Source organism: Adlercreutzia agrestimuris, from assembly GCF_943193125.1.
Taxonomy (GTDB): domain Bacteria; phylum Actinomycetota; class Coriobacteriia; order Coriobacteriales; family Eggerthellaceae; genus Xiamenia; species Xiamenia agrestimuris.
In genome coordinates this window covers 145725-171688 of the sequence record NZ_CALPCX010000004.1, presented here as the reverse complement: position 1 = coordinate 171688, position 25964 = coordinate 145725, and the positions used below count along the sequence as shown (strand labels likewise).

At 51.7% G+C, this 25964-nt stretch carries 31 protein-coding genes; 5 read left to right on the top strand and 26 right to left on the bottom strand.

Translation table 11 applies throughout. The annotated features are described in order from the left end of the window. Window positions 1–3 precede the first annotated feature (3 nt). The 5 genes from NFR28_RS07635 (at window position 4) to NFR28_RS07615 (ending at window position 6654) form a co-directional block, all read left to right on the top strand. The gene (locus NFR28_RS07635; RefSeq protein ID WP_251179222.1) at window positions 4–2031 is read left to right on the top strand and encodes a dipeptide/oligopeptide/nickel ABC transporter permease/ATP-binding protein; all 2028 of its coding nucleotides are present in this window, start codon (window positions 4–6) and stop codon (window positions 2029–2031) included. Next, on the top strand, window positions 2028–2852 hold the full coding sequence (locus NFR28_RS07630; protein WP_251179221.1) for an ABC transporter ATP-binding protein: 825 nt from the start codon (window positions 2028–2030) through the stop codon (window positions 2850–2852). Before NFR28_RS07635 ends, NFR28_RS07630 begins: the two co-directional genes overlap by 4 nt. A gap of 202 nt (window positions 2853–3054) precedes the next feature. Further along, complete coding sequence (locus NFR28_RS07625; protein WP_251179220.1) at window positions 3055–3981, top strand: dihydrodipicolinate synthase family protein; 927 nt, start codon at window positions 3055–3057, stop codon at window positions 3979–3981. A 12-nt stretch (window positions 3982–3993) separates the two neighbouring features. Then, the gene (locus NFR28_RS07620) at window positions 3994–5232 is read left to right on the top strand and encodes an AGE family epimerase/isomerase (protein ID WP_251179219.1); all 1239 of its coding nucleotides are present in this window, start codon (window positions 3994–3996) and stop codon (window positions 5230–5232) included. A 48-nt stretch (window positions 5233–5280) separates the two neighbouring features. Beyond that, window positions 5281–6654, top strand: coding sequence for an ROK family protein (locus tag NFR28_RS07615; RefSeq protein ID WP_251179218.1), 1374 nt, complete (start codon window positions 5281–5283; stop codon window positions 6652–6654). A 421-nt stretch (window positions 6655–7075) separates the two neighbouring features. On the opposite strand, the gene nagA is transcribed toward NFR28_RS07615, so the two are convergent. From nagA to NFR28_RS07485, 26 genes are all read right to left on the bottom strand, one after another. Continuing rightward, on the bottom strand, window positions 7076–8230 hold the full coding sequence (gene nagA / locus NFR28_RS07610) for an N-acetylglucosamine-6-phosphate deacetylase (RefSeq protein ID WP_251179217.1): 1155 nt from the start codon (window positions 8228–8230) through the stop codon (window positions 7076–7078). Window positions 8231–8436: 206 nt separating this feature from the next. Further along, a complete protein-coding gene (nagB, locus tag NFR28_RS07605; protein WP_251179216.1) occupies window positions 8437–9165 on the bottom strand; it encodes a glucosamine-6-phosphate deaminase in 729 nt (242 codons plus the stop codon). 28 nt (window positions 9166–9193) lie between these two features. Continuing rightward, complete coding sequence (locus tag NFR28_RS07600) at window positions 9194–11371, bottom strand: cytochrome C oxidase Cbb3 (protein ID WP_251179215.1); 2178 nt, start codon at window positions 11369–11371, stop codon at window positions 9194–9196. A 136-nt stretch (window positions 11372–11507) separates the two neighbouring features. Beyond that, entirely contained in the window at window positions 11508–12137 is a 630-nt protein-coding gene (locus tag NFR28_RS07595) for an adenylate kinase (RefSeq protein WP_120360623.1), read from the bottom strand. A 194-nt stretch (window positions 12138–12331) separates the two neighbouring features. Continuing rightward, on the bottom strand, window positions 12332–13867 hold the full coding sequence (locus NFR28_RS07590; protein WP_251179214.1) for a hypothetical protein: 1536 nt from the start codon (window positions 13865–13867) through the stop codon (window positions 12332–12334). A gap of 82 nt (window positions 13868–13949) precedes the next feature. Further along, window positions 13950–14762 carry a hypothetical protein gene (locus NFR28_RS07585; RefSeq protein WP_251179213.1) on the bottom strand — a complete coding sequence of 271 codons (813 nt, stop codon included), beginning with the start codon at window positions 14760–14762 and terminating at the stop codon, window positions 13950–13952. A gap of 270 nt (window positions 14763–15032) precedes the next feature. Next, complete coding sequence (gene secY / locus NFR28_RS07580) at window positions 15033–16313, bottom strand: preprotein translocase subunit SecY (protein WP_120360625.1); 1281 nt, start codon at window positions 16311–16313, stop codon at window positions 15033–15035. Next, window positions 16307–16756, bottom strand: coding sequence for a 50S ribosomal protein L15 (rplO, locus tag NFR28_RS07575; protein WP_120360626.1), 450 nt, complete (start codon window positions 16754–16756; stop codon window positions 16307–16309). Before rplO ends, secY begins: the two co-directional genes overlap by 7 nt. 152 nt (window positions 16757–16908) lie before the next feature. Continuing rightward, window positions 16909–17100 (bottom strand): 50S ribosomal protein L30, encoded by a 192-nt coding sequence (rpmD, locus tag NFR28_RS07570; protein WP_120360627.1) that lies wholly within the window; start codon window positions 17098–17100, stop codon window positions 16909–16911. Next, a complete protein-coding gene (rpsE, locus tag NFR28_RS07565) occupies window positions 17100–17630 on the bottom strand; it encodes a 30S ribosomal protein S5 (RefSeq protein WP_120360628.1) in 531 nt (176 codons plus the stop codon). The genes rpmD and rpsE overlap by 1 nt, the downstream gene beginning before the upstream one ends. Before the next feature lie 16 nt (window positions 17631–17646). Then, window positions 17647–18015, bottom strand: coding sequence for a 50S ribosomal protein L18 (rplR, locus tag NFR28_RS07560; RefSeq protein ID WP_120360629.1), 369 nt, complete (start codon window positions 18013–18015; stop codon window positions 17647–17649). 35 nt (window positions 18016–18050) lie between these two features. Continuing rightward, a complete protein-coding gene (gene rplF / locus NFR28_RS07555) occupies window positions 18051–18593 on the bottom strand; it encodes a 50S ribosomal protein L6 (RefSeq protein ID WP_120360630.1) in 543 nt (180 codons plus the stop codon). Window positions 18594–18609: 16 nt separating this feature from the next. Then, window positions 18610–19008 (bottom strand): 30S ribosomal protein S8, encoded by a 399-nt coding sequence (gene rpsH / locus NFR28_RS07550; RefSeq protein ID WP_120360631.1) that lies wholly within the window; start codon window positions 19006–19008, stop codon window positions 18610–18612. Window positions 19009–19116: 108 nt separating this feature from the next. Further along, the gene (locus NFR28_RS07545) at window positions 19117–19302 is read right to left on the bottom strand and encodes a type Z 30S ribosomal protein S14 (RefSeq protein ID WP_009306343.1); all 186 of its coding nucleotides are present in this window, start codon (window positions 19300–19302) and stop codon (window positions 19117–19119) included. A 108-nt stretch (window positions 19303–19410) separates the two neighbouring features. Next, complete coding sequence (gene rplE, locus NFR28_RS07540) at window positions 19411–19965, bottom strand: 50S ribosomal protein L5 (RefSeq protein WP_275556980.1); 555 nt, start codon at window positions 19963–19965, stop codon at window positions 19411–19413. 115 nt (window positions 19966–20080) lie between these two features. Next, window positions 20081–20404: a 50S ribosomal protein L24 gene (rplX, locus tag NFR28_RS07535; protein ID WP_476723728.1), complete on the bottom strand. Its 324-nt coding sequence runs from the start codon at window positions 20402–20404 to the stop codon at window positions 20081–20083. 13 nt (window positions 20405–20417) lie between these two features. After that, the gene (gene rplN / locus NFR28_RS07530) at window positions 20418–20786 is read right to left on the bottom strand and encodes a 50S ribosomal protein L14 (RefSeq protein ID WP_120360634.1); all 369 of its coding nucleotides are present in this window, start codon (window positions 20784–20786) and stop codon (window positions 20418–20420) included. Between the two features lie 51 nt (window positions 20787–20837). Then, window positions 20838–21098, bottom strand: a complete 261-nt coding sequence (gene rpsQ, locus NFR28_RS07525; RefSeq protein WP_251179212.1) for a 30S ribosomal protein S17 — start codon at window positions 21096–21098, stop codon at window positions 20838–20840. Between the two features lie 30 nt (window positions 21099–21128). Then, window positions 21129–21323 (bottom strand): 50S ribosomal protein L29, encoded by a 195-nt coding sequence (rpmC, locus tag NFR28_RS07520; protein WP_120360636.1) that lies wholly within the window; start codon window positions 21321–21323, stop codon window positions 21129–21131. Continuing rightward, window positions 21324–21746 (bottom strand): 50S ribosomal protein L16, encoded by a 423-nt coding sequence (gene rplP, locus NFR28_RS07515; protein ID WP_251179211.1) that lies wholly within the window; start codon window positions 21744–21746, stop codon window positions 21324–21326. After that, the gene (gene rpsC, locus NFR28_RS07510; protein ID WP_120360638.1) at window positions 21746–22459 is read right to left on the bottom strand and encodes a 30S ribosomal protein S3; all 714 of its coding nucleotides are present in this window, start codon (window positions 22457–22459) and stop codon (window positions 21746–21748) included. The genes rplP and rpsC overlap by 1 nt, the downstream gene beginning before the upstream one ends. Window positions 22460–22465: 6 nt before the next feature. Further along, a complete protein-coding gene (rplV, locus tag NFR28_RS07505; protein ID WP_120360639.1) occupies window positions 22466–22807 on the bottom strand; it encodes a 50S ribosomal protein L22 in 342 nt (113 codons plus the stop codon). Window positions 22808–22818: 11 nt separating this feature from the next. After that, window positions 22819–23094: a 30S ribosomal protein S19 gene (gene rpsS, locus NFR28_RS07500; RefSeq protein WP_120360640.1), complete on the bottom strand. Its 276-nt coding sequence runs from the start codon at window positions 23092–23094 to the stop codon at window positions 22819–22821. Between the two features lie 22 nt (window positions 23095–23116). Further along, window positions 23117–23947 (bottom strand): 50S ribosomal protein L2, encoded by an 831-nt coding sequence (rplB, locus tag NFR28_RS07495; protein WP_251179210.1) that lies wholly within the window; start codon window positions 23945–23947, stop codon window positions 23117–23119. Window positions 23948–24197: 250 nt separating this feature from the next. Beyond that, entirely contained in the window at window positions 24198–24821 is a 624-nt protein-coding gene (gene larE, locus NFR28_RS07490) for an ATP-dependent sacrificial sulfur transferase LarE (RefSeq protein WP_251179209.1), read from the bottom strand. A gap of 14 nt (window positions 24822–24835) precedes the next feature. After that, the gene (locus NFR28_RS07485) at window positions 24836–25960 is read right to left on the bottom strand and encodes an aldo/keto reductase (RefSeq protein WP_251179208.1); all 1125 of its coding nucleotides are present in this window, start codon (window positions 25958–25960) and stop codon (window positions 24836–24838) included. Between the last annotated feature and the right edge of the window lie 4 nt (window positions 25961–25964).

Below are 25964 nucleotides of genomic sequence, written 5' to 3'. Positions count from 1 at the left end.
TCAATGGTTAAACTTCGAGAAGGCCTCACCTCTAAAATGGAGGCAAACCCAGGTAAAGTTCGCTTCCGTCGTTGGAAGGCAATGAGCACTGGTTCACGCATTTCACTTGTGGTACTTGTTTTGCTTGTTCTTGCAGCGGTATTTGCCCCGCTAATCGCGCCTCATGACCCCTATGAGATCTTTATGGCTCGTCAAGCACCTGATGCAGAGTTTTTGTTCGGCACCGACGATAAGGGTCGCGGCGTTTTATCGCGCATGATTTATGGCTCGCGATACTCGCTGACAATTGGTATTTGCGCTACTGCTTTTGCCCTGTTCTTCGGCGCAATCTTTGGCTCTATTGCAGCAGTTGCTCGCAAGGGTGTCTCTGAAGTCATCATGCGTTGCATGGACGTCATCATGTCATTCCCAGGCATCGCACTTGCTTGCGTATTTGTTACCGTATTCGGCAACAATCTGCCATCGCTTATTTTCGCTATAGGCTTTTTGTATATACCGCAGATCACGCGTATCGTGAGAGCTAATGTCGTAAGCGAATATGGGCAAGATTATGTTCGTGCTGTTGTGGTAAGTGGCGCTCGTGCTCCCTGGATTTTGGTTAAGCACGTCATTCGTAACTGCATTGCACCAGTTATGGTATTTACCATCGTCTTGGTTGCTGATGCTATCGTTTTCGAAGCTTCACTTTCCTTCATCAACGCAGGTATCCCTGAGCCTACTCCAACCTGGGGCAACATTCTTGCTGACGCACGTGCTGGCGTTTTGGCAGGCCAGTGGTGGCAAGCGCTCTTCCCTGGCCTTGCAATCATGATTACGGTTTTGTGCCTCAACATCTTGTCTGAGGGTATGACCGACGCCATGGCTGCAGCACCCAAAGCTCCTATCAAGGCATCGGATGCTGACCTCAACTCTGATCGTGAAGCTGATCGCCTTGTTGCAGATCCAACACTTGCTTACAAAGCTCAGGCAGAAATGCTTGAAAAGCGTCTCGCGCGACTTAAAGAGGTCGAACAAACTCGTACCGACCGCTACAAAGCGCATACTGAAGTGCCGCCTATTTTGGAAGTCAAAGATCTCTGCATCCGCTTCCCGCGTCATGGCGATGTGGACGTTGTTGACCACGTCAGCTTTGTTGTTCGCCCACATCAGACAATGGGTCTGGTTGGCGAATCTGGCTGCGGCAAATCAATCACGTCACTTGCAATCATGGGTCTGCTTGACAAGAAAGCCCAAATTTCTGGCGAGATTCTATACAACGGCATCAACTTGTTGGATCTCTCAGAAAAGCAAATGAATGAACTGCGCGGTCGTGACATTGCCATGATCTACCAAGACGCGCTCTCGTCTCTGAACCCGTCTATGCTCATCAAGTCACAGATGAAGCAGCTCACCAAGCGCGGTGGCACGCGTTCTGCAGAGGACTTGCTCCGCTTGGTAGGCCTTGACCCGAAGCGTACTTTAGACTCGTATCCCCATGAGCTTTCTGGTGGCCAGCGCCAGCGCGTTTTGATTGCTATGGCACTGACTCGTGACCCGAAAGTTATCATTGCTGACGAGCCCACCACCGCTTTGGACGTAACCGTACAAAAGCAGGTAATTGACCTGTTGAATAAACTGCAAGAAGAGCTGGGCTTTGCCATGGTATTTGTAAGTCATGACTTGGCACTGGTTGCAGAGGTTGCAAACTCAATTACCGTTATGTACGCTGGTCAGGTTGTTGAGCAAGGTCCGGTCAACGACATTTTGTGCTCTCCCATCCACGAGTACACCCGCGGTCTGTTGGGTTCGGTTCTTTCAATCGAAGCTGGCGGAGACCGTCTGCACCAGGTTCCTGGTTCAGTGCCGTCACCGAAAGACTTCCCCAAGGGAGATCGCTTCACACCTCGCTCATCTCATCCCGACAAGGTGTCGGAAGAGCGTCCGGTTATCAAGCGTGCCCCCAACACTGACCACTACTATGCTGAATTGCCTGATCCCGAGCTTAAACGACTTGGCATCGAGCCCTATGTTCCAGGAGGTCCGCTGCTATGAGTGAAATAAAAGACACACAGACGCCCATTATTTTCTTGGACGACATCAGCGTTACCTTCAAGACGCGTACGGGTTCAATTTTGCATCCCAACAAAGTGCAGGCGGTCAAGAACCTCACGCTGAAGCTCATGCCAGGTGAAACCTTGGGTATCGTGGGTGAATCAGGCTGCGGCAAATCAACGACGGCAAACGTCATGTGCGGTTTGCAGCAACCTACCTCAGGCAAGGTATTCTTCAAGGGCGAAGACGTCACCAAGCGCTCCGCTGCTCAGCGCCGCCTCATCGGCCGCGTCATTTCGGTTGTGTTCCAGGATCCGGCTACCGCTCTGAACGCGCGCATGACCGTACATGATCAGCTGATTGACCCGCTGGTTGTACACAACGTCGGTGACAAGGCATCGCGCGAGCAGCGCGTCAAAGAGCTCATTGAAATGGTTGGTCTACCCAACTCCGTTTTGGAGGCTTTGCCGGGTCAGATGTCTGGTGGTCAGCGCCAGCGTGTTGCAATTGCTCGTGCACTGGCTCTGTCCCCTGACGCCATCATTGCCGACGAACCCACCAGTGCTTTGGACGTTTCTGTTCGCGCCCAGATCCTCAACCTGTTGATGGACCTCAAGCACGAATTGGGCCTGTCCATGGTATTTATCAGCCATGACATTCAGACGGTTCGCTATATTTCTGACGAGATCATCGTCATGAATGGTGGTCAGGCAGTTGAGCGCGGAACCGCAAAAGAGGTCTTCGAGCATCCCAAGGATGACTACACGCGCCTGCTTTTAGGAGCTGCACCTTCGCTGCTTCACCCCGACCTTGGGAAGTAAGTTTCAGCAAGCTCAACTACAGTCAACAATTAGTTGACAGCTTTATTTCAAAACGCCCCGAAACAGTCACGATTCGGGGCGTTTTCTGTAGTTGTTGCGGCTCATTTCGTAATATATACACCAAGCGTATAATTGCGCTGAGCGCTTCAAACCACCTCTGATGAAGCGCGCATTATTACGATCCTTCGAAAGGGGATGCACTATGTCAGAGTCGCCATTTCGCGGCGTAATTCCTCCCGTTATTATTCCGCTGAACGAGAAGCGTCAATTGGACTTAGAAGCGCTTGACCGATCAGTTAACCGCATGATTGATGCAGGTGTTGATGGCTTGTTCTTCTTGGGTTCAAGTGGCGAAGTTGCTTTTCTCACCGACGCTCAGCGTTTTCACGTACTACAAGAAGCTGTTTCTATTGTTAATGGTCGCGTGCCGGTTATGGCAGGCATCATTGACATGGAGACTATGCGCGTGGTTGACCAAGCCAAACGGGCTGCCGGGTTCGGCGTAGACGCGCTGGTTGCCACCGCTCCGTTCTACGCGCTGGGAGGCCCCAAAGAAACCGAGCGTCACTTCCGCGCTATTCGCGAGCATACCGATTTGCCGCTGTTCGCCTACGATCTGCCCGTGTGCGTGCACACCAAGCTTGATCCGTCCATGCTTGTTCGTTTGGGCGAAGACGGTGTTATCCAAGGCGTGAAAGACTCCTCAGGCGACGATGTTTCATTCCGCTGGCTCATCCTTGAAAACGAGGCAGTCGGACACCCCTTGCAACTGCTCACCGGACACGAAGTCTGCGTTGACGGCGCATACCTGGCAGGCGCCGACGGCTCAGTCCCCGGCCTTGCCAACATTGACCCCTACAGCTATGTAGAGCAATGGCGTGCAGCGCAAGCTGGTGACTGGGAGCGCGTTAAAGAGCTGCAGGATCACCTGGCACGTCTCATGTGGGTAACCCGCCACGTTAAGGCAACCGTTGGCTTTGGTGCAGGCGTTGGCGCATTCAAGACAGCGCTGTGGCAAATGGGCGTCTTCAACACCAACCAGATGCGCGAGCCTGTGGCTCCGCTGACGGGCGAAGACGTTGACCACATTGTTGAGATCTTAGTTGCTGAAGGCATGCTGGAGAAGTAAGAGGAGGCACCCGTGACCCCGGAAACCAAAGAGCGCCTCATAGCTGAGCGCGCCTGGATTCAAGATCAACTCAAAACGTGCGTTGCATTTTGGCTTGAGCATGGCATGGATCCTGAGTATGGCGGCGTCTATACCTGCTTGGATCGCGAAGGCAACATTTATTCCACCGATAAAAGCGTGTGGATGCAAGGTCGCTGCGGCTGGACGTTTTCATACCTGTGCCATCTGTATGGCCCGCGCCAGGAATGGCTTGACGCAGCAAAAAGCTGCTTGGACTTTTTGGAGGATCACTGCATCAATCATGAAGCGGGAGATCGCCTCTACTTTACCGTAACCGCTGATGGACAGCCCCTTCGCCAGCGCCGCTATAACTTCTCAGAAGGCTTTTATTGCATTGCCAACGCAGAATACTATGGTGTAACGGGCGAAGTTGAGCATCTCAAGCGTGCGCGCCGCGCCTACCAGCTCATTTACGACCTTAACAACGGCCTCATTGAGGATCCGACCGGATTTGGCCCAAAAACCATCCCCTCCACACGTGCAGGTCGTGCGCTGGGAGATCCGATGATTTTCTTGAACATCATCGGCATCATGCGCCGCGTTGACCCTGAGCATACCGATGAGTATGACCGCCACGCGCGCGAATGCACGCAGCGTATTGTGGGCGAGCATTTCCGCCCCGAGCTGGGATGCACACTAGAAAGCGTTAATCTGGATGGCGAACCTGAGCTGTGGTACACCGCAGGACGCGTGGTGAACCCCGGACACGACATTGAGTGCAGCTGGTTTTTGATGGACGAGGCTAACTATCGCGGAGACGCTGAGCTTCACGCGCAGGCTGAAGAGATCTTCAAGCTGGCCATTGAGGCTGGCTGGGACAAAGAGTACGGCGGACTGTTGTACTTTATTGACGCGAAGGGTTTGCCGCCTGAGGCCTACGAGCACGATATGAAACTGTGGTGGCCGCACAACGAGATCATGATTGCCTCATCAAAGGCGCTGCGTGATACCGGGGATGAATACTTCGCCACCTGGCTTTTTAAAACGCTTGATTACTGCAAAAAGTACTTCGCCGATCCGATCTATGGCGAATGGTACGGCTACTTGCGTCGCGACGGTCAGCCCACCATGCCGCCGACGAAGGGCTCCACGTTCAAAGGTCCCTTCCACGTGCCGCGCGCGCTCTGCATGACCGAGCAGATAATTACCGAGATTTTAGGTGATGAGCAAACCGCTCCTTCGCCTTTTTAAGTACAACTCAAGCAACAAACCCAACGAATGCAGGAAGAAAGGTAAACCATGAATTACTTGGGTATTGAATACGACATCAAAAATGTGCCGGTTCTTGATCATGAATTCATCCCCTTTGGCGTGTGGATGAAAGAATATCTCAAAGGCGCTGACCGACCCATCGCAGTTGCGGTTGAGCGCGAAGACGGACTAATCTCGGTGCGCAAAAGCGCCATTCGCGGTCCGGAGTTTGCTGAGGCAAATCTTCGCTATGTTGAGCGCCTCATCAAGTTCTCACTGTGGAGCATCGGCGGCTTTAAGGTCTATGTCTGTGGCTGCGACGACATTGCTGAGCAGCTGGCGCACACCTACTCACCTGAGGGAGACCGCTGGTTTGACTACCAGTTCGTCGGCGACGTATACGAAAAGCCGCTGGAGATCATTGCGGTCAGCGAAGCCGACTTCCCCGAGGCGCACGAGTCAGCCAAGCAAATTGGTGGCCACATGGAAGGCTGCCGCATTGGCTTTGATGCTGGCGGTTCAGACCGTAAGGTGTCAGCCGTTATTGATGGCGAATCAGTCTATTCCGAAGAGGTTGTTTGGTTCCCGAAGATCACCGAGGATCCGGAGTATCACTTCAACGAGATCGTGACCGCATTCAAGACGGCTGCCTCCAAGATGCCGCGCGTGGACGCCATTGGCGTTTCATCTGCGGGTACGTTTGTTGGCAACAGCCCGATGGTGGCATCACTGTTCATCAAGGTACCGCGTGAGCGTCGCGAAGAGGTCAAGAGCATTTATGACCGCGCCGGCAAAGAGATTGGCGACGTGCCGCTGGTTGTAGCAAACGACGGTGACGTAACCGCACTTGCTGGCTTTATGTCTACGGGCTCTGGCGACATCTTAGGTATCGCTATGGGCACCTCTGAGGCAGTCGGTTATGTAAACGACGAAGGCAACGTCCTTGGCTGGATTAACGAGCTTGCATTTGCCCCCGTTGACCTGTCTCCTGAGGCCATGCAAGACGAGTGGTCAACCGACTTCGGCGTTGGCTGCAAGTACTTCAGCCAGGACGCCGTTATCAAGCTGGCTCCTCGCGCAAACATCGAGCTTGATCCTGAGCTCTCCCCTGCTGAGAAGCTCAAGGTCGTCCAAGAGCTGGCCAACAATGGCGATGCAGGCGCTTTGGATATCTATCGCTCTATCGGCGTATATCTGGCACACACGCTTGTGCTGTACAGCTCGTTCTACGAGATCAAGACGCTCATGGTGCTTGGTCGTGTTGCCTCTGGTGATGGCGGCGACTTGCTCATTAGCGAGTGCAACCGCGTCCTTGCCGAAGAATATCCGGAGCTTGCCGCACAAATCACCGTTAAGCTGCCCGACGAAAAGATGCGTCGCGTGGGTCAATCGGTAGCAGCCGCAAGCTTGCCTGAGCTGTAAGGGTTCTAGCCACCGCAAGGTCAGCTGCCAGCGGCCGTATGGAGGCGCCGCAGCGTGACCAAATGTGAGCACAAAACACAAGGCTCGATACCTTTTGGGTATCGAGCCTTTTTGTTGCAAGCACACGCACATTGCGAGCCGCTACCCGCAGGTGTCGCCAACTGGCATATCAGGAGGAGCACCCCTCTGGCGGCCATTTCCGACCAAAACAAGGCGATTTGTATGCTCGAAGAGCCCTCACGCAAGCACCACGCACATAAAACCGCAGGTCGCATCTTGAGCAACCTGCGGTCTAACGTCATCCGAGCATACAAATCGGTCATATTTGTCACCAAACGCAGTCCCGGCAAACGCAGTCTCGGCAAACGCAGCCCCAAGAGGGTACACCCTCAAAGCAAAGCTGGGCGCCACAGCGCTTTCCTTACAGCAAGTTGCCGCGCAAGACGACGCCGCGAACCTCAAGCGTCTCTTTGTCCAGTAGCACCACATCAGCCACGTGCCCTGGCTCCAGCGAGCCGAACTCATCGCCCACCCCAATAGCGCGCGCGGGGTTTTTCGACGCCGCCTTAACCGCACTCTCGAGCGGGATGTCCATATCATGCACAGCCACATAGAGGCAGCGCATCAAATCACTTACCGAACCCGCCAGCGCACCATTTTCAATCGTTGCCACCGGACCTTTGACCGTAACGTCTTGGCCACCCAAGTCATACACGCCATCTTCCAAGCCAGCTGCGCGCAACGTGTCGCTCACCAAGATCATGCGATCATCACCAAACATGTTGAATGCCAGACGAACCATAGACGGATGAATATGCACGCCATCCGCAATGATCTCAGCAGTTACATCCTCACGCTCCGCCGCCGCAGGAATAGGACCGGGCTTGCGATGGTGCATCGGGTCCATCGCGTTATACAGATGCGTCAGATGCTTCACACCATGCGCAAACGCGTGAGACGCCGTATCGTAATCAGCGCATGAGTGCGCCAAAGAAATGCGCACATCGTCTTTTAAGGCGTCTATAAAGGCATCTGCGCCAGGTTCTTCAGGTGCAATGTCCACAAGCTTAAATAAGCCACCTGAAAGCTTCTGAAGGCGATTAAACTCTTCAACTTCAGGATTGCGAACGAACTCGGGGTTCTGCGCACCAACCTTCGAGGGCGAAATAAACGGGCCTTCCATATTAATGCCCACCAAATCAGCCTCAACATCGGTTGGAACATATTCGGCAGCTGCGGTGGCGGCAGCACTCAGCTGCTCTTCTGAAAGCGTCATGGTAGCTGGGCACATGGCAGTAATACCGCGCGATGCCTCGTAGGCGCCCATGCGATGCAATCCCTCAAGATCACCGTCAGAAATGTCAGCGCCAACGCTACCATGAAAATGGATGTCAACCAAACCAGGGATGACATAGCATCCCGTGGCGTCAATGCGCTGACCCTCACTTTGAGAAGCGCTCTCAACAATACGGCCATCTGCCATAAAGACATCACAGGTGACAAAATCGGTGCCATTAAACATGTCGCCGCCGCAAATTGAACCAACAGCGGCGGGATTCTGTGCGGAGTGGGTCATGGTTTCACCTTCCATCAATGCACACCACGCGTGCGCATACTGAGTTGCAAACACTCCCATTATAGAAAAAGAGACAGCCCAAAAGCCGTCTCTTTATGATTCGTTTACACAACGTTTTTGCGAAGCACAGGGCGCGCAGTAGGCCGGCCACGCGAAGCACAGAGCGCACAGCAGGCCGGCACGCAAAGCACGGGGCCGCAAGCGCACTACTTGCAGAGCGCTCCTGCCTCAGCATCCACAATCACCGTCACATCAGGATGCAGCTGCAGCACTGATGCAGGCACCTCCGGGGTCACCGGACCAAAGAAGGCGTCATGCACAATCTGCGCCTTATCAGCACCACTTGCAACCACCAAAATCTTCTTCGCACGCATGATGGTGCCAATGCCCATCGTATACGCCTCACGCGGTACATCTTCAGCCGAGTCAAACAGGCGGCTGTTGGCGTTAATGGTGCTCTCGGTCAGCTTAACCACGTGGGTGTCAACCGGAAAATGATCGCACGGCTCATTAAAGCCAATGTGGCCGTTATGACCCAGACCCAACAGCTGCAAGTCCACGCCACCAGCCGCAGCAATAGCCTGCTCGTAAGCCTCGCACGCAGCGTCAGCATCCGGGTTGGCGCCATCGGGTACATGCGTTGCAGCCGGGTCAATGTTAACCAGATCAAAGAGATTTTTGTTCATGAAGTAGCGATAGCTCTGGTCGTGATCAGGATCAAGACCCCGATACTCGTCCAAGTTAAACGTCGTCACGTCAGCGAAGCTAATAATTCCATCGTCATAGTCGCGCACCAGATCAGCATACAGACCAATTGGCGTTGATCCCGTTGCAAGACCAAGGTTGCAATGCGGGTTTTCGGTTACCGTTGCAGCAATCACATCAGCTGCCGCACGGCTCATTGCATCGTAGGAATCAGTAATCGTTACGTTCATGAGCTTCCCTTTCGTTATATATTCGCCCTTATGTCCAGAACTGCACCGTCTCAATGATGTCGCGATACGCCCAGTCATATACATCGGAGTACCAGTTCACTTCAGGCACAAAGCACAAGAGCACGCTATACAGCACGGTCAATATTACCAGCACCAGAAGCACTTTCATACAAACGTCTCTAAAAGTAGAGCCAACCTCCAAATTTTCATTCACAATGAAAATCAACAGCGCCGCCGACGCCAAGAACATGAAGCTAAAATCCGCGTAGTAGCGCTGCAAAATGCCCGCCATTTCCGCATCCGCCAGCGCCACCACCGCTCCACCAAAGAGCAAGACCACAATCACACCCGCAATTGTCTTGGTTGAACGCTGGTGGATACGCAAATTCAAAATGCGGCGCGCAAACGGCAAGACCCAGAGAATCGGCAAGCACGCCAAGATACCGCCAAAGGTGGGCTCTTTAACGGTCTGTCCCATATAGGTCGTGTCGAAGGGGCCCGCCTGCAAGAACGGAAAGACCCCGCTCACGCTGGGCGGCTGCAAGAAGTACGAGAAGAATGCCGGCGCCAAACGCCCCACTTCCCAACCGCGTTTCGTCATATCGTTCACAGTGAGGTTATAGTTCGCCCCAAAGTCAAAGGGAGAGCCAAAGCGCGCCGCATTGTAATACATAATGCCAAGCCCCACCACCAGATAGGGCGCAATGAGACACATGAATTCGCGAATACCCGCTGGCGTAAAGAGCCTGCGTTCGGTGATATAGGGTCGCCAAAAGAGCGGAAATGCCACAAACGAGAGCACGAGCAACTGCGGCCGGCACCCTAACACCGCCGCCATACATAGCGAGCCGCCCAGGTAGAATCCACACGGGTGCTCAGAGGTTCGCCCACACGTCCACAGATACAAGCCCCATACAGAAAATGCCAGGCCAAGCGCAATGGGAAGCGAATAAAACGTCGGGAACTTCAACAGATAGAGCACCCCGCACCCCAGCACAAGCGGTATCTGAAGCAGCAGATACAATCCCAGCGACACCTGCTTGAAGTGATAGCGCGCAAATCGGTCAAGGAGTGCGGTAAGACCCAGCACAAACGCTATAACCGCAATAAGCACGCCAATGGCGGTGGGGAAATTCGCCCCCGTCAGTAGGTAGAAAGGCAAGTAGAACAACAGCACCGGCACCACGCCGAAGTACACATAGTAGTGCCCGTCATAATAGGCAACGTCGAAAAGATACTTCTCCCCCGTAGCCTTTTGCGCCTCATCGCGCGCGCCCTTGTCATAAGGGTCTTCCATCTCCTCAAGCCACGACGGTGGCTCTTCGTTGAGATAGAGGTGGCCCTCCGCCATGGATTTCGCCAACTCCGCGTATTGCTGAGCGTTGTCGCCACCCACCTCAAACACGTTGATGACACTCACGCCATCCCAGCCACCGGGGTTGTAATCCTTAGTTGCCACGCCAACATAGTTGGTGCCCATAAGCAAAAACGAGCTCATGAGCCACACCTCAATAACCACGACAAAAATGATGGCAGCCTTCGACTTACGCGCATCGTTGACGATAGAGAGCCGATAAATTGCCGAGCGTGGCCTGAAGGCAAAGCCCAGCAGCAACACCCCGAGGGTAAAGCCAAACCGCTTCATGTTGAAGTTAAAGGGATGGGGCATGTTGAGGCAAATGTCGTCCAGCAAAATGGGATAGCGAACATCGTCGCCCACAATTTCAATGCGCAGATTACTCACGATGCCTGTGGCGTTGAGGTTGATGTATTTGCTCTGCCCCGACCACGTGGACACCTGCACATTTGGTATGCCACGCGTGTATTCAGTGGTGTCGAAATAGGTCTGGTGCGCCTCATCGGTAAAGTTGATTTTAATGGTGAGGTCTTGGGCTGGTTGGGCGAAGGTGAAATTGAGCCAGAGATCATGCACCTCAGTGTTGAGCTGCGAAAACTCCAACGTGTGATCCACCTCGGTCAACAGATACGCGCCGTCTTCGTCTTGCAGCAGTTCCAGCTTGTCATTGAGCGAAATCGGCTGATATCCCGCGGTTGCAAAATAGCTATAGTTAAAGACAAACGTTTCAAGCGCCAACGCGATAACCAAAATGACAATAAAGCTGCGCAGCAAATGGCGAACACATCCGCGATGCGCAAACATAAAGTCCTGATAGGCGTATGAGATGTTTTGTCTAACGGTAGGCATAGTGCTAATCATTATAGCGCAGCTCAGGCTGAGCAACTCCCCCGCAGCTCATCCCCGACACCAAAAAAGTGACCCCGCAGCGCAGGGTCACTTTGCAAGGGTTTGTTTAGTTCGCCATTCAGCAGTGCGAAGCGACTTACAGATCAAGCGCCTCTTTCACGTCAGCGTAGACCACGTTTGGATCACGATCGCCATCAATGCTGACCAGCAGATCACAGCCACGATAGTAGTCAATGAGCGGTGCCGTTGACTTCTCATAAACGTCTAAACGGTTGCGAACAGTAGCCTCATTGTCGTCATCGCGCTGATACATCTCTCCGCCGCACTTCGGGCATACTGGACCGTCAGCAACAGAACCGATGTAGCCGCACTCACGGCACATACGGCGAGACGTCAAGCGGTTCACGATGACCTCAGGATCAACGTCAATGAGCAAAGCAGCATCCAGCGGGCGCTCCAGCTTGTTGAGCTCTGCGTCCAGAGCAACTGCTTGTGCAGAAGTGCGCGGGAAACCGTCCAGGATAAAACCAGCCTCGGTATCGGGCTCCTGCAGACGCTCGGTTACCAAACCAATAATAACGTCGTCAGGTACCAGATCTCCGGCGTCCATGTAGGACTTTGCCTTGACACCCAGAGGCGTGCCAGCTTTGACTGCTGCACGAAGCATGTCGCCCGTTGAAATATGCGGCGTCTTAAACTCTTCAACCAGCTTTGCTGCCTGAGTGCCCTTACCGGCGCCCGGTGCGCCCAAAAGAACAATGTTCATGATCACAATTCCTTTCGATATTGAATCGGTTTTGTCATTGTATCAAACCTGACTTGTTCGCCACCCACAGTCGGGCAAAATGCATGCAGGCTCCAATAAAAAGCGAGGGCATAACATCAAAAAGTTTCCTCAAAAATAAAGGCCGGAAGATTTCTCTCCCGGCCTTTATTATCGGAGATACAGGCTAATTAAGTTTACGGGTTTAAGCAAACTCCGCTACTATCAAATCTGTAAGCTTTACCATTAATGGTCCAAGTTCCGCTGTGCAACATTGACCCTTCTGGCCCTGTTCCAGGTGTGTTGGTTGCAGGACGAAGATAGTACCAACTCCCGTTCTCTTTATACCAACCTGTTTGCATCTCTCCTTCTGAGTTCAAATAATACCAATACCCGTTAATTTTCTGCCAACCAGTTTGCATTACGCCACTTGAGTTCATATAGTACCAATAATAGCCAATTTTTTGCCAACCAGTTAACATTATTCCGCTATTGCTAAAACGGTACCAGTTTCCTCCTAAGCTTTTCCAGCCAGTTGCGCGAGCACCAAGCAAATCATAATAGGCCCACTCTATGTATCCCCTTGATTGGCCATAAGGCTGCTGCCATTGATCCAGAACTATAGTATGGCCATTTTGCCAAGCATACACAGTACCGTTACGCTGATAAGCTAGCACACCTGTCGATGTACAGACTATTGATACCATGTCGCCTTTGGCGGGATCCATTACTGAAATAGCGAACGTGCTGCCGCTAGCTCCATAGCCACGAACCGCCACAGCATGACCAGCACTGCCATCATAGGCGGCAAACCTAGCCAATATTGGTATCCCGTTATCTATCCATCGTTTAATATCGCTGTTTGGAATAGCACCCGATCTTAGGGTTGAATGAATTGTTGTACTGGAAGATGGATAGTTATATGCTGCAAACGCCTTCACAGCTTGTGGGAAATTGTGAATTATTGTGTAATGAGAATCCAGCCAGTCAATGTTATAACTAATACCCGTTAGGTATTTGCCTATTGAGTTGATGGCATTTGCCATGCATTGAGGCTTTGTACCCTGATAAAATTTCGGCAATGCCAGTGTTTTAGACATAGTTGCCGCTGCTCTAGCTGGCGTCGTATCTAATTCTTCAACACAAATTGAAGAAACATCTTTATTGGCATAGTCTCCCAATAAAGCACTCTGCCGACTTTTGTTGTCTGGAAGCATGCTTAATAAATCTTCACTAGGATTCTTGCTCTCTTGTGAAGAATCTAGCACCACAATACTGCCGAAAGAACATGCTATTTCTTGTTCATCAACTGTAGCAAAATGCCAACTATCAGGATCAGCAATTGCTTTGTTGAGAATTGCTGCATATTCAGTTGAGTAACTATAGCATCTTGAGCCATCGCCACAAAGAACAGACGTTGTAGCACCAACAACAGTACTATCAAACATGACAGGCCAAACGCGTATACCTGTGTCATTTAGAACGTTTTCGTTAGTTGTAAAGACGCAGAATGAGTCACCCAATTGCAAGTTATCGAAGTCCACCTTAGGCATGTTGTAGAGATCCTGATAATCTTGATCGGTTTCAACAAGCCTCAATAATGTTGCAGAATTAGATAGTGCTTCTTCCTTTTCTGCATCCATAGCATCTACTGCATAAGCCTGGCCAACTCCAAGAATAAGTGCAAAGCATAGTGTCGCGAAACTCATTATTGATATTTTCGAAGATCTCATATTTCCTCCTAAAGTGGTAAATATCTCATCCTGCCTATCCCGCTATTCTCCTTTCTCTACCAATTTAAACACTACAGCACTATCAGACATTAAATGGAATGCGCGAGACGTTATCCGAAAACTGCAGTTCATCGACCATACCGACCAGCTTCTCACCCAGATCAGACGATGTGTCTCCTGCAGTTGGTAGACCGCCAAAGCCATACGCCAGCAAGACTTCGCCAAAGTGAGCCGCACCATCTGCACTCACCATCCAGCCATCCCCGTATACTGGCGCTTTTTGCGTGGGACAGCTCTCATCCTGGCTATTCACTTCCCTACCCGACACAGCCACAAAGGCACATCCGCCGTGTTGTTGCAGCAGCTCAAGCATAACGTCGTCAGTAACCGGCATGAGCGCAGGCGGCGGATCCAGATGCAAAGCACCCGTCGTACCCTCATTGATGTCCGTCGTGAAATTGTATTGGAAGCTCTGACCAGGGGCGAAGGCAAACAGCCCAACAACTTCGCCATGATTGTACAGCGGATAGAGCGACAGATCGCTTTGCCACAGCGCGTCGTTTTCATAAACATATATCGGAATGGCGAACCCAAGCGCGAAGTCGTCAGCAAGCTGATCACCCGCTGAATCATAGACGGCGTACGGCGTGGTGCCGGGAGCTGCTGTGGCTTCGGCTGCGCCCGCGCTCGCATCACGTGCCACCTGGCGCTGCTGCACGATCTGGTCGCGCACTACATCCACCGCTTCCATTGTCGTTGCCGTATTGGTGCGGAACGTGTTTGCGAAGCTCAGCGGCACAAACCACACTGCAGCAACAACAAGTGCAAGCAGCACAACTCCGATGATGACAACACGAGACTTCCGAAGAACAGAAACAGATGACGCAGCTTTCATTCCGAACACCTCCTATGTGAGGTTCCAATAAAGCAATGCAAGTGAATTGGATGTTATTTTATCAGATATTCATATATTCTTCAATTTCGTATAAATATATTCTGTTCTAAAGTATATTCGGCTTGTAGGATCGCCAGCGTTCTACAAACTTCTTCGCATAATTATCACTACAAATAATTGATTCTTGGGCATACAAAAAAGGACGCTAGTTAAACTAACGCCCTATTTTGTATAAACGTAATTATTATTTCTAATAACCCATATTAGATTCTATTTGAAGAATCCGTCGTAGTTGTGCATCTTCAACTGACTCTCAACCTTGTTCATGGTGTCAAGCGCAACGCCGATCATAATGAGGATTGACGTGCCACCAAACGCCTGAATCAGCTGGTTGTTGGTGAAGAAGAAGATGATAGACGGCACAACAGCAATCAGCGCGATAAAGATGCCACCAGGAAGCGTGACGCGATGCAACACGTTCTTGATGTAGGTTACCGTAGCTGAGCCCGGACGAACGCCCGGAATAAAGCCGCCCTGCTTGCGGAGGTTATCAGCCGTCTCTTCGGGATTAAATACCATTGAGGTATAGAAGTAGGCGAAGAAGACGATCAAAAGCACTGACAAGATCCAGTTAATCCAACCCGTGGAGATGGCGTTTGCTACGTTGGTGAGCCACTCAACGTTAAACAATGCAGCCAACTGAGCCGGGAAGTAAATCAAGCAGCTTGCAAAGATGATCGGGATAACGCCTGCAGCGTTAACCTTCAGCGGGATGTAGGTGGACTGACCACCCATCATCTTGCGACCCTGAACACGCTTTGCATAGTTAACCGGGATACGACGCTGAGCACGCTCGATGAAGATGATGGCCGGAATGCAGGCCAGAACAACAACGAGAATCAACAGCGTAATAGCAATGCCCATACCGGTGTCTGCTTGCAGATTGATGGATGAGAAGATTGCAGACGGTACGCGAGATACGATGCTCACAAAGATGATGAGCGACATACCATTACCAATACCGCGCTGCGTGATAAGTTCGCCCATCCACATGATAAGCGCCGTACCAACTACGAGCGTAAATACCACCAAGATATCCGTCACCAGATGCGGAATGGCGTCTGAGAACACCACGCCGTATTGCGGTGACTGGAACAGCAGCAGGTAGCCAACAGCATTGATCAAGCCCAAACCAAGCGTCAGATAACGCGTGATTTGCGTGATCTTACGACGGCCAGTCTCGCCCTCTTTTGCCCAGCGTCCCACTGCCGGAATAACGCCTTGCATCAGCTGCATGATAATGGATGCAGTAATGTAGGGCATAATGCCGAGCGAGAACACCGAGAAGTTGGAAAGCGCGCCACCGGTAAACAGGTCAAGCATAGTCATCGAAACGCCTGAGTCTTGGAACGATGAGGCGAATTGATTGAACGGAATGCCTGGAACCGGGATATATGCACCGAGACGATAGAGCGCCAAAATACCCAACGTAAAAAGAATCTTTTTACGAAGCTCAGGTACCTTAAACGCATCAATAATGGAGCTTAGCAAGGCTCTTCGACCTTTCCTCCAGCCGCTTCGATTTTGCTCTTAGCGGAAGCCGACACTTTGTCAACCTTAACGGTTAAGGCCTTGGTGAGCTCACCGTCGCCCAAAACCTTTACGAGCGCATCCTCGTGCTTGATGACGCCCTTAGCCTTCAGGCTTGCACCATCAACAACGTCTCCTGCGCTAAATACTTCCTCAAGACGCTTTACGTTAACCGGGATATACTCAACACGGTTGAGGTTGGTGAATCCAGGCAGCTTCGGCAGACGACGTGCCAAAGGAGTCTGACCACCCTCAAAGCCTGCACCCTTGCCGCCACCAGCACGCGACTTCTGGCCGTTCATACCACGACCAGCAGTTTTGCCGGTACCTGAAGCAGGGCCACGACCCAAGCGCTTGCGCGCCTTACGAGAACCCTCAGCTGGTTTAAGATCCTTGATTTCCATGAATGTTCCTTTCGCTTGTCCGAGTTTTCCTCGGGCGCTGGCAGCTCGCCGCCAGCAAACTTCCTATCACAATAAGCGATTGCACGCCACAGGGACGCACAATCGCTCATTATACCAAATTGAAAATAATCTCAGCTCAGAATATGGCTAGATTAAATTTCCTCCACCTTAACAAGATGCTTTACCTTGAAGAGCATGCCACGGACGGAGTCATTATCAACCTGCTCAACGCTACGGCCAATTTTGCCAAGGCCAAGTGCGCGAAGCGTTGCGCCCTGATCCTTGTTGTAGCCGATGGAGCTTTTGACCTGCGTTACGCGCAGGGTCTTTTTCGCCTCAGCCATTATTTCTTCTCCTTCCAGCCCATGATTTCGCCAACGCTCAAACCACGGCGCTCAGCAACTTGCTCAGGGCTTTGCATGTTCTTCAAGCCGTCAGCAGTAGCCTTAACCACGTTCATCACGTTGTCAGAACCAAGTGACTTGGTCAGAACGTCAGAAACACCAGCAAGCTCCATGACTGCACGAGCAGCGCCACCAGCGATAACGCCGGTACCAGGAGCAGCAGGCTTGATGAGCACGCGGGCTGCACCAAACTCGCCAACGATCTCGTGCGGAAGGGTCTTCTCTTCCGTCAGCGGAACCGTGAACATGTTCTTCTTAGCGTCTTCGACGCCCTTCTTGATAGCAATCGGCACTTCTTGAGACTTGCCCATGCCAACGCCTACGCGGCCGTTGCCGTCACCAACGACAACCAGTGCGGTCAGACCAAAACGACGACCACCCTTTACAACCTTAGATACGCGATTGATGTAAACGACGCGTTCCTCAAGCTCAGGGACCGCGGCGTTGTCTTGCTTGTTGTTACGAGCCATAAGACTTTAACCCCTTCTAGAATTTCAGACCTGCTTCACGAGCAGCATCGGCCAAAGCCTTAACGCGCCCATGATACAGGTTGCCGCCACGATCAAATACGACTTCCGTGATACCGGATTCCTGAGCCTTTTTGCCAGCGATCTGGCCAAGTGCTGCAGCACCTTCCACGGTAGCGCCGCTGGTGCCTAATGCCTTGAACTCAGGTCCTAAGGTTGACACACCACAGAGGGTCTTGCCAGCAACGTCGTCGACGAATTGCACATAGATGTTCTTATTGCTGCGGGTCACGCACAGACGCGGACGAGCCGGCGTACCGGAAATCTTTCCGCGTACGCGACGATGGCGACGGGCCAACGCAGCTTGCTTTTTTTGAAGCTTCTTCATGATTTTCCCTTCGATCCTATCGTTTCCGGTCTGGCTTAGTCGCCCTTAGCAGCCTTGCCAAGCTTACGACGAACATGCTCGCCTTCATAGCGAATACCCTTGCCCTTGTACGGCTCAGGCTTACGCCATTTGCGAATGTTCGCTGCAACTTGACCAACCTGCTCTTTGCTCGGACCAGTCACGACGATCTCGGTCTGGCTCGGAACCTCAAATTTGATTCCTTCAGGAGCCTCAACCAAAACAGGGTGAGAATAACCGAGCTGCATCTCAAGATCATTGCCCTTCAGTGCGGCACGATAGCCAACGCCGACGAGTTGAAGCTTTTTAGAAAAGCCTTGCGAAACGCCTTCAACCATATTGGCGATCAGCGTGCGCACGAGACCATGAAAGCTTTTTGCTTCACGAGAATCATCCGGACGAGTAACGATTACTTCGTCACCCTCCTTCTTGATGGTGATAAGCGAGGGGAAGGTGCGCGTCAATTCGCCCTTCGGACCTTTTACTGTCACCGTGCTGCCATCAATAGTTACGTCTACTCCGGCAGGAATAGCGACAGGATGTTTACCGATACGAGACATATCTAACCTCCCTTTCCTACCAGATATAAGCGATAACTTCGCCACCAACGCCCATCTTGCGAGCGTCGCGGTCAGTCATCACGCCTTTGCTTGTTGAAATAACTGCAGTACCAAGGCCGCCAAGTACGCGGGGCAGTTCATCTTTGCCCGCATAAATGCGAAGACCTGGCTTAGAAATACGCTTAATACCACGAATGGTCTTAGCTTTCTTCTCGCCATACTTCAAGACGATCTCAAGCGTAGCACGCGGCTCGCCATCAATCACGTCATAGCCTTGGATATAACCTTCTTCACGCATGATGCGCGCAATTTCGACAAGTTTCTTGCTTGACGGCATTGATACCGTCTCCTTGCCGGCAGAATTAGCATTACGCACACGCGTAAGCATATCTGCAATTGGGTCGGTCATGGTCATGTTTGTTTCTCCTTTGGTTCGTGATGAGCCTCTCGATTCGGTTCGCTAAGCGCCCATAGCACCTGCGCCTGAATCGTGGCACACCCGTACATTACTGCGCTTTGGACCCTACCAAGATGCTTTAGTAACGCCGGGCAGCTCGCCTTTATTGGCCAACTCGCGTAAGCACACGCGGCACAAACCGAACTTACGGTAGTACGCACGCGGACGTCCGCAACGAGTGCAGCGATTGTGCTGACGCGTCGAGAACTTCGGCTCACGCTTGGCCTTGGCGACCATCGATTTCTTAGCCATGCAATTCCTTCTTTCTTATATCCAGTTGCGATCCGGTTGAGCGCAACTTGAACACCATATTCAACACAGGCTGTATATCATACACCCTTAAACGAATATCGGGAATGGTTATTCTTGACCGCGATCCTTGAACGGGAAGCCCAGAGCGCTCAAAAGCGCAAATGCTTGCTCATTATCAGGTGCAGTGGTTACAAAGGTGATGTCCATACCACGGGTACGATCTACCTTATCATAGTCAACTTCCGGGAAGATGAGCTGCTCGGTAATACCTAAGGTGTAGTTACCGCGACCATCGAAGCTGGTCGGAGAGATGCCACGGAAGTCACGAACGCGCGGCAATGCAGTTGCCAGCAAGCGATCCAAAAACTCCCACATGCGATCTCCGCGCAGGGTTACCTTACAACCGATTGCTTGACCCTCGCGTACATGGAAACCTGCAATAGATTTCTTTGCGCGGGTAATGCAAGGCTGCTGGCCAGTGATAACACGCATATCGTTCATAGCAGAATCAAGCAGCTTGTGATCTGATGCAGCGGCACCAACGCCCATGTTAACAACAATCTTCTCCAAGCGAGGCACTTGATTGATGTTGTCAATGTTCAGCTCTTTTTCCAGCTTTGAAACGATTTCGTTTGTGTACATTTCCTTCAAACGAGGAGCCATGTTTTGTTCCTTTCGATGAATTAAACGCAGGATTTCCGACCCTGCGTCCCTCACCTTATTCTTAAGGCAGGGGTCATAGTAAGCTGCGCCGACCCTTGTCAGCGCAGCTTCTTACTTATTTATCAATGTCTTTGCCGCACTTTTTGCAAACGCGAACCTTTTTGCCAGCTTCGTTAACACGCTTTGATACGCGAGAAGCCTTCTTGCACTCGGGGCATACCAGCATTACGTTTGAAACGTGAATGGGAGCCTCGATAGAAGTGATGCCGCCTTGCGGATTTTGCTGAGTGGGGCGCATAGCCTTCTTGACTACGTTAACCTTCTCAACAACTACGCGCTCTTTTTGAGGAAGCGCACGCAGCACGACGCCTTCTTTACCTTTGTCCTTGCCTGACAATACGACCACCGTGTCGCCCTTTTTGATGTTCATGCTATTCATGTAAGACACCTCCTTAGAGCGTTTCCGGTGCCAAGGACACGATCTTCATATACTTCTTGTCACGCAGCTCGCGGGCAACCGGACCAAAGATACGGGTACCGCGAGGAGCGCCATTTGCGTCAATAAGAACGCATGCGTTTTGGTCAAAACGGATATAACTTCCGTCAGCGCGACGAACTTCTTTCTTCACGCGCACGACCACGCAGCGAACAACGTCGCCTTTCTTCACGTTGCCATTCGGCATGGCCTCTTTGACGCTGCAGATGATGACATCACCCAGTCCTGCATAACGGCGCTTAGAGCCGCCCAGAACCTTGATGCACTGCACCTTGCGAGCGCCCGAGTTATCGGCCACCGCGAGCATGGTTTGCATCTGAATCATTGCTTCAACCTAACTTTCATCTCGGTAGTTAATGAGCGTAAGCTCAATTAACTATTTGGCCTTCTCGACGATCTCAGTGAGACGCCAGCGCTTCATCTTAGACAGCGGACGGGTCTCCATAATCAGTACAGTGTCGCCCACACCAGCTTCGTTGTTCTCGTCATGGGCATGCAACTTCTTAGTAGTCGTCATCATCTTCTTGTAAACCGGATGCGGCTTACGCTCTTCGATTTGCACGACGCACGTCTTGTCGTTAGTAGCACTTACTACAACGCCCTGACGCACCTTTCGTGAATTACGCTCTTCACTCATTGATAATCCAACCTTCCTTATGCGTCAGCATTAAGCGTTCAGCTCACGTGCACGCATCTCGGTCTGGATGCGAGCGATGTCTTTTTTGACTTGGTTAACACGAGAAGTGTTATCAAGCTGGCTTGTGGCCATCTGGAAGCGCAGATTGAACAACTCGGCACGCGCTTCCTTGAGTTTTGCCTGCAAGTCATCGGCAGACAGCTCACGGATCTCTGCTGCTTTCATTTATTCCTGCCCTTCCGTTTCACGAGTTACGATCTTGCACTTGATGGGCAGCTTGTTGATAGCCAGACGCAATGCTTCTTTAGCGGTTGCTTCATCAACACCAGAAATTTCAAACATGATGCGACCGGGCTTTACAACTGCCACCCACGCCTCGGGGTTACCTTTACCAGAACCCATGCGAGTTTCAGCAGGTTTTTGCGTGATGGGCTTGTCCGGGAAGATGGTGATCCAAACTTTACCACCACGCTTCATGTAACGAGTCATAGCAATACGAGCTGCCTCAATTTGGCGGTTGGTGATCCAATGGGGTTCAAGCGCCTGGATACCATAATCGCCGAAATTCAGCTTGGTACCGCCTTTAGCGTTGCCCTTCATGGAACCACGTTGCACCTTACGATGCTTTACACGCTTTGGTACGAGCATTACTTGCGCCCCCTCTCATTACGATCATTACGACGGGCACCTTTCGGACGAGCGCTGCCTTCCAAAGCTGGCTGGGGAGCCTTTTGTCCAGGCATTACTTCGCCATGATATACCCATACCTGCACACCGATGGAGCCCATCGTAGTAGCTGCAGTTGCAAAGCCATAGTCAATCTTTGCACGCAGCGTGTGCAGCGGCACACGGCCTTCACGATACCACTCGCGGCGGCTCATCTCAGCGCCACCCAAGCGGCCAGAGCATTGAATACGAATGCCCTGTGCACCACTTTTCATAGCAGACTGAACAGCTTTGCGCATTGCGCGACGGAAAGCTACACGACCTTCCAGCTGCTCAGCAATTGACTGAGCGATGAGTTCAGCGTCCAGTTCAGGGCGCTTTACCTCAATAACCTCAATGTTTACCGGGCCATTAGCGATCTTCTCAAGCTTCTTGCGAAGTGCGTCGATCTCAGCACCCTTCTTGCCAATTACCACACCCGGACGAGCGGTGGTAATGATGACTTTGATTTTGTCACCAGCGCGCTCAATCTCAATCTTTGAAACGGCGGCACGGACTAATTGCTTGTTCAAGAACTTCTTGATAGCCAAGTCGTTCTCAAGGTTCTTGGCATAATCTTTGTCAGAATACCAGCGGCTGCGCCAGTCTTCGGTGATGCCAAGACGGAATCCGGTAGGGCTTACTTTCTGTCCCATGAAACCCTATGCCTCCTCTCGCGGTGCAACAATAATAGTAATGTGGCTCGTACGCTTGCGAATGCGAGACGCAGAACCTTTTGCACGCGGGCGGATGCGCTTGAGCGTGGGGCCTTCGTCGGCAAATGCCGTCTTAACCACGAGCGTTTCCGGACGTACATGATGCTGGTTTTCAGCATTTGCTACGGCAGAGTTGAGGGTCTTTTCGACAACCTCAGCAACTGCACGATTGGTAAATTGCAGAATCTCACGAGCTTGAGGCACGGACTTACCGCGAATTTGATCGATAACGATACGCGCCTTACGGGGAGAAACGCGGACGTGGCGAGTTACTGCTTTAGCTTCCATGATTCACCCCTTTACTTTCTCTTGCCCTTGTCGGCAGAGTGACCCTTGAAGGTACGGGTCGGAGCGAATTCGCCCAACTTATGGCCGACCATAGACTCAGTTACATATACCGGAACGTGCTTACGACCATCATGAACAGCGATGGTATGACCTACCATCTCCGGGAAGATGGTGCTTGAGCGCGACCAGGTCTTAACGACTTCCTTTTCGCCTGCCGCATTTTGCTTCTCGATACGCTCGAGTAGGCGCGGCTCAACGTAAGGGCCCTTCTTTAAACTTCTACTCACTATTACTCCTTAACGCTTTGCGCTACTTCTTGCGACGGCGGATGATCAAGCGGCTAGAGGCCTTCTTCGGATTACGCGTACGATGACCCTTGGTGGGAACACCCCACGGAGTAACCGGGTGACGACCCGAAGATTTGTTTTTGCCTTCGCCACCACCATGGGGATGGTCAACAGGGTTCATGACGGTACCACGAACAGAGGGACGAACACCCATCATGCGGTTGCGGCCTGCTTTACCAATCTTAATGTTGGAGTGCTCGGCGTTGCCAACTTCTCCAACCGTAGCGCGACACGTAAGTAATACGCGACGCATTTCTGAAGAAGGCATGCGAAGGATTGCGTATTTACCTTCTTTACCCATGAGCTGCACGCTCGTGCCAGCTGAACGAGCAATTGCAGCGCCTTTGCCCGGCTGCAGCTCGATAGCATGAACAAGCGTACCAACAGGGATGTTTGCCAGCGGCAATGCATTGCCGGGCTTGATGTCAGCGTCAACACCGCTTACAACGGTGTCACCAACGCACAATCCCTTAGGATGCAGGATGTAGCGCTTCTCACCATCAACATAGTGCAGAAGAGCAATACGAGCGGAACGGTTCGGGTCGTACTCAATGGTTGCAACCTTTGCAGGTACGCCGTCCTTGTTACGCTTGAAGTCAATCATGCGATAACGACGCTTTACGCCGCCGCCCTGATGACGCGTGGTGATACGGCCGTTGTTGTTGCGGCCTGCCTTTTTGGGTAAAGGCGCAAGCAGTGACTTTTCCGGCTGATCCGTCGTGATTTCAGCAAAGTCTGAAACCGTCTGGAAGCGTCTGCCGGGACTGGTCGGCTTGTACTGTTTGACTCCCATGTCTTTCCTTTCTTTGGGTCTCGCTCGCACGCCTCTCCGTACACCGAGCACCCACAAACTCCTTCGTGGATCCGATTGCCGCCGAGCGCCGTGGGGAGGCTAGGAACTCGTGACTCCGGTATTCCACGCGTCCGGGTGTATCCATCAAAGACCAGACGCAAACGAGAATTATACGCAAAGAAAGTTATGGTTTCAAGATTTTTATGAGAGGTGGTCCTTTATGAGCCGTTTGGTCACAACCCCTCCACACTTAGCGTTCAAAACGCAAGCGGATAGCATCAACCACATCACAGGTAAGGGGCTGATGCGCCGGAGCGTAAATGGCGTAGCAAGAAAAATCCTTTTTGTCAGCCGTAGCAAGTCCAAGTTTTCGCGAAGCACTTCGTATGTCTTCTTTGGTTAGACCAGCTCGTCGTAAGGGAGAAAGTATTCCCCACTCTGCCAACGCCTGAAAACCAGGACGCCGCGCGGGATCATCAGAGGCATTCGTCCCATCAACAACCACTTCAAACCCATCGTTTTGAGCAGCTAAGACAATTGCTTCAAACATCATGCGCTTGCAGTAATAACAACGTTTGTCAGTATTTGCGCAAATATCGCTATAAGTGAATATCTCTTTTTCTATAACCGTGAAAGGAGCACCATAGGCTTGAGCAAGTGCGGCAGCATCTGCCAAATCATTTTCAGGCTGAAAAGCGGTTTTTATGGCATATGCCGAAACTTCACAGCCAGCCTTTTTTGCAGCAGCTAACAAATACGCTGAATCACAACCGCCTGACAACGCCACCGCAATTCGCGGCGTACGCGCAAAAAAGTCTTCTAGTGTTTCTACGCCGAGCTGCTGACCTTCTGCTTGCGCTCTACACTGTGCCACAGTGCCAAGCTCCCCTACTCAAAGAGTTCAGCTGCACGCTCAAGCTGACAAATAATGTCAATATGCTGCGGACAACGGCTTTCGCAATTACCGCAAGCAATGCAGGTTGAAGCTTCGTTAGGCGCATTCCAGTTATAGTTTTCCTGAGCGCGATACATATCATCAAACTTGGCAAGAATATCCAACGAATCCATGATAATAGGGATATGGATATGCTGCGGACAACCTTTCAGGCAGTAGCCACAATGCGTACAAGGAACCGTCTCTATAGAGGAGAGCACCTCTCGTACTTCATCAATTGCTGCAAGCTCGTTCGCATCAAGAGGTTTGCCATCAGCCATAATTTGAATATTTTCTCGGAGCTGCTCAGGCGTAGACATGCCCGACAGCACAACCATGACACCTTCCAAGGAGGCAGGAAAGCGCAACGCCCACGATGCAAGCGATTGATGTGGATCAGCTTCTTTCAGTATTGCCTCAGCGGCGGGCGGCAGCTTAACTAATGACCCACCTTTAACTGGCTCCATAACAATGACAGGCAAGTCGTATGAACGCACAATCTCATAGCATTTGCGCGACTGGATAATATCGTTTTCCCAGTCGGTATAATTGATTTGCAACTGAACAAACTCAACATCTTGGGCATGGAGCGCCAAAATATCTTGCAGCTCTTCAGCTGTTCCATGAAATGAAAACCCGAAATGCTTGATAAGACCAGCTTCGCGTTTAGCAAGCGCGAAATCCCACAGACCGTACTCATCAAAAAGTACCGTTGAGTCTCCCCCAAGCTGGTGAAGCAGATAATAGTCAAAATACCCTGCTCCCGTTCGCTCAAGAGATGTATCAAACATAGCATGAGCTTCTTCGGTAGAATGTGCCGCCCAAGCAGGCATTTTCGTGGCAATGGTAAACGAATCGCGCGGATAGCGTTCAACGAGTGCTTCACGCAACGCCACCTCAGAACGCCCACCATGATAGGTCCAGGCTGTATCAAAGTAGGTAAACCCGGCATTCATAAACTCATCGGTCATAGCCTTGACGGTTTCAAGATCAATCACCTTATTGCCTGCTTCGTCTTCAAACTCCGGCAGACGCATATAACCAAATCCGAGTGGAGCCAAGTTCTGAGCAAGTTTCATATTC

What these genes read in the sequence shown, in the direction of transcription:
- NFR28_RS07635 (WP_251179222.1), top strand. Translation starts at nt 4, where the DNA reads ATGGTTAAACTTCGAGAAGGCCTCACCTCTAAAATGGAGGCAAACCCA.
- NFR28_RS07630 (WP_251179221.1), top strand. Translation starts at nt 2,028, where the DNA reads ATGAGTGAAATAAAAGACACACAGACGCCCATTATTTTCTTGGACGAC.
- NFR28_RS07625 (WP_251179220.1), top strand. Translation starts at nt 3,055, where the DNA reads ATGTCAGAGTCGCCATTTCGCGGCGTAATTCCTCCCGTTATTATTCCG.
- NFR28_RS07615 (WP_251179218.1), top strand. Translation starts at nt 5,281, where the DNA reads ATGAATTACTTGGGTATTGAATACGACATCAAAAATGTGCCGGTTCTT.
- nagA (WP_251179217.1), bottom strand. Translation starts at nt 8,230, where the DNA reads ATGACCCACTCCGCACAGAATCCCGCCGCTGTTGGTTCAATTTGCGGC.
- nagB (WP_251179216.1), bottom strand. Translation starts at nt 9,165, where the DNA reads ATGAACGTAACGATTACTGATTCCTACGATGCAATGAGCCGTGCGGCA.
- NFR28_RS07600 (WP_251179215.1), bottom strand. Translation starts at nt 11,371, where the DNA reads ATGCCTACCGTTAGACAAAACATCTCATACGCCTATCAGGACTTTATG.
- NFR28_RS07595 (WP_120360623.1), bottom strand. Translation starts at nt 12,137, where the DNA reads ATGAACATTGTTCTTTTGGGCGCACCGGGCGCCGGTAAGGGCACTCAG.
- NFR28_RS07590 (WP_251179214.1), bottom strand. Translation starts at nt 13,867, where the DNA reads ATGAGATCTTCGAAAATATCAATAATGAGTTTCGCGACACTATGCTTT.
- NFR28_RS07585 (WP_251179213.1), bottom strand. Translation starts at nt 14,762, where the DNA reads ATGAAAGCTGCGTCATCTGTTTCTGTTCTTCGGAAGTCTCGTGTTGTC.
- rplO (WP_120360626.1), bottom strand. Translation starts at nt 16,756, where the DNA reads ATGGAAATCAAGGATCTTAAACCAGCTGAGGGTTCTCGTAAGGCGCGC.
- rpmD (WP_120360627.1), bottom strand. Translation starts at nt 17,100, where the DNA reads ATGGCTGAGGCGAAAAAGACCCTGCGCGTAACGCAGGTCAAAAGCTCC.
- rpsE (WP_120360628.1), bottom strand. Translation starts at nt 17,630, where the DNA reads ATGGCTCGTAACAACAAGCAAGACAACGCCGCGGTCCCTGAGCTTGAG.
- rplR (WP_120360629.1), bottom strand. Translation starts at nt 18,015, where the DNA reads ATGAAGAAGCTTCAAAAAAAGCAAGCTGCGTTGGCCCGTCGCCATCGT.
- rplF (WP_120360630.1), bottom strand. Translation starts at nt 18,593, where the DNA reads ATGTCTCGTATCGGTAAACATCCTGTCGCTATTCCTGCCGGAGTAGAC.
- rpsH (WP_120360631.1), bottom strand. Translation starts at nt 19,008, where the DNA reads ATGACCATGACCGACCCAATTGCAGATATGCTTACGCGTGTGCGTAAT.
- NFR28_RS07545 (WP_009306343.1), bottom strand. Translation starts at nt 19,302, where the DNA reads ATGGCTAAGAAATCGATGGTCGCCAAGGCCAAGCGTGAGCCGAAGTTC.
- rplE (WP_275556980.1), bottom strand. Translation starts at nt 19,965, where the DNA reads ATGGCTCCTCGTTTGAAGGAAATGTACACAAACGAAATCGTTTCAAAG.
- rplX (WP_476723728.1), bottom strand. Translation starts at nt 20,404, where the DNA reads ATGAATAGCATGAACATCAAAAAGGGCGACACGGTGGTCGTATTGTCA.
- rplN (WP_120360634.1), bottom strand. Translation starts at nt 20,786, where the DNA reads ATGATTCAGATGCAAACCATGCTCGCGGTGGCCGATAACTCGGGCGCT.
- rpsQ (WP_251179212.1), bottom strand. Translation starts at nt 21,098, where the DNA reads ATGAGTGAAGAGCGTAATTCACGAAAGGTGCGTCAGGGCGTTGTAGTA.
- rpmC (WP_120360636.1), bottom strand. Translation starts at nt 21,323, where the DNA reads ATGAAAGCAGCAGAGATCCGTGAGCTGTCTGCCGATGACTTGCAGGCA.
- rplP (WP_251179211.1), bottom strand. Translation starts at nt 21,746, where the DNA reads ATGCTCGTACCAAAGCGTGTAAAGCATCGTAAGGTGCAACGTGGTTCC.
- rpsC (WP_120360638.1), bottom strand. Translation starts at nt 22,459, where the DNA reads ATGGGACAGAAAGTAAGCCCTACCGGATTCCGTCTTGGCATCACCGAA.
- rplV (WP_120360639.1), bottom strand. Translation starts at nt 22,807, where the DNA reads ATGGAAGCTAAAGCAGTAACTCGCCACGTCCGCGTTTCTCCCCGTAAG.
- rplB (WP_251179210.1), bottom strand. Translation starts at nt 23,947, where the DNA reads ATGGGAGTCAAACAGTACAAGCCGACCAGTCCCGGCAGACGCTTCCAG.
- NFR28_RS07485 (WP_251179208.1), bottom strand. Translation starts at nt 25,960, where the DNA reads ATGAAACTTGCTCAGAACTTGGCTCCACTCGGATTTGGTTATATGCGT.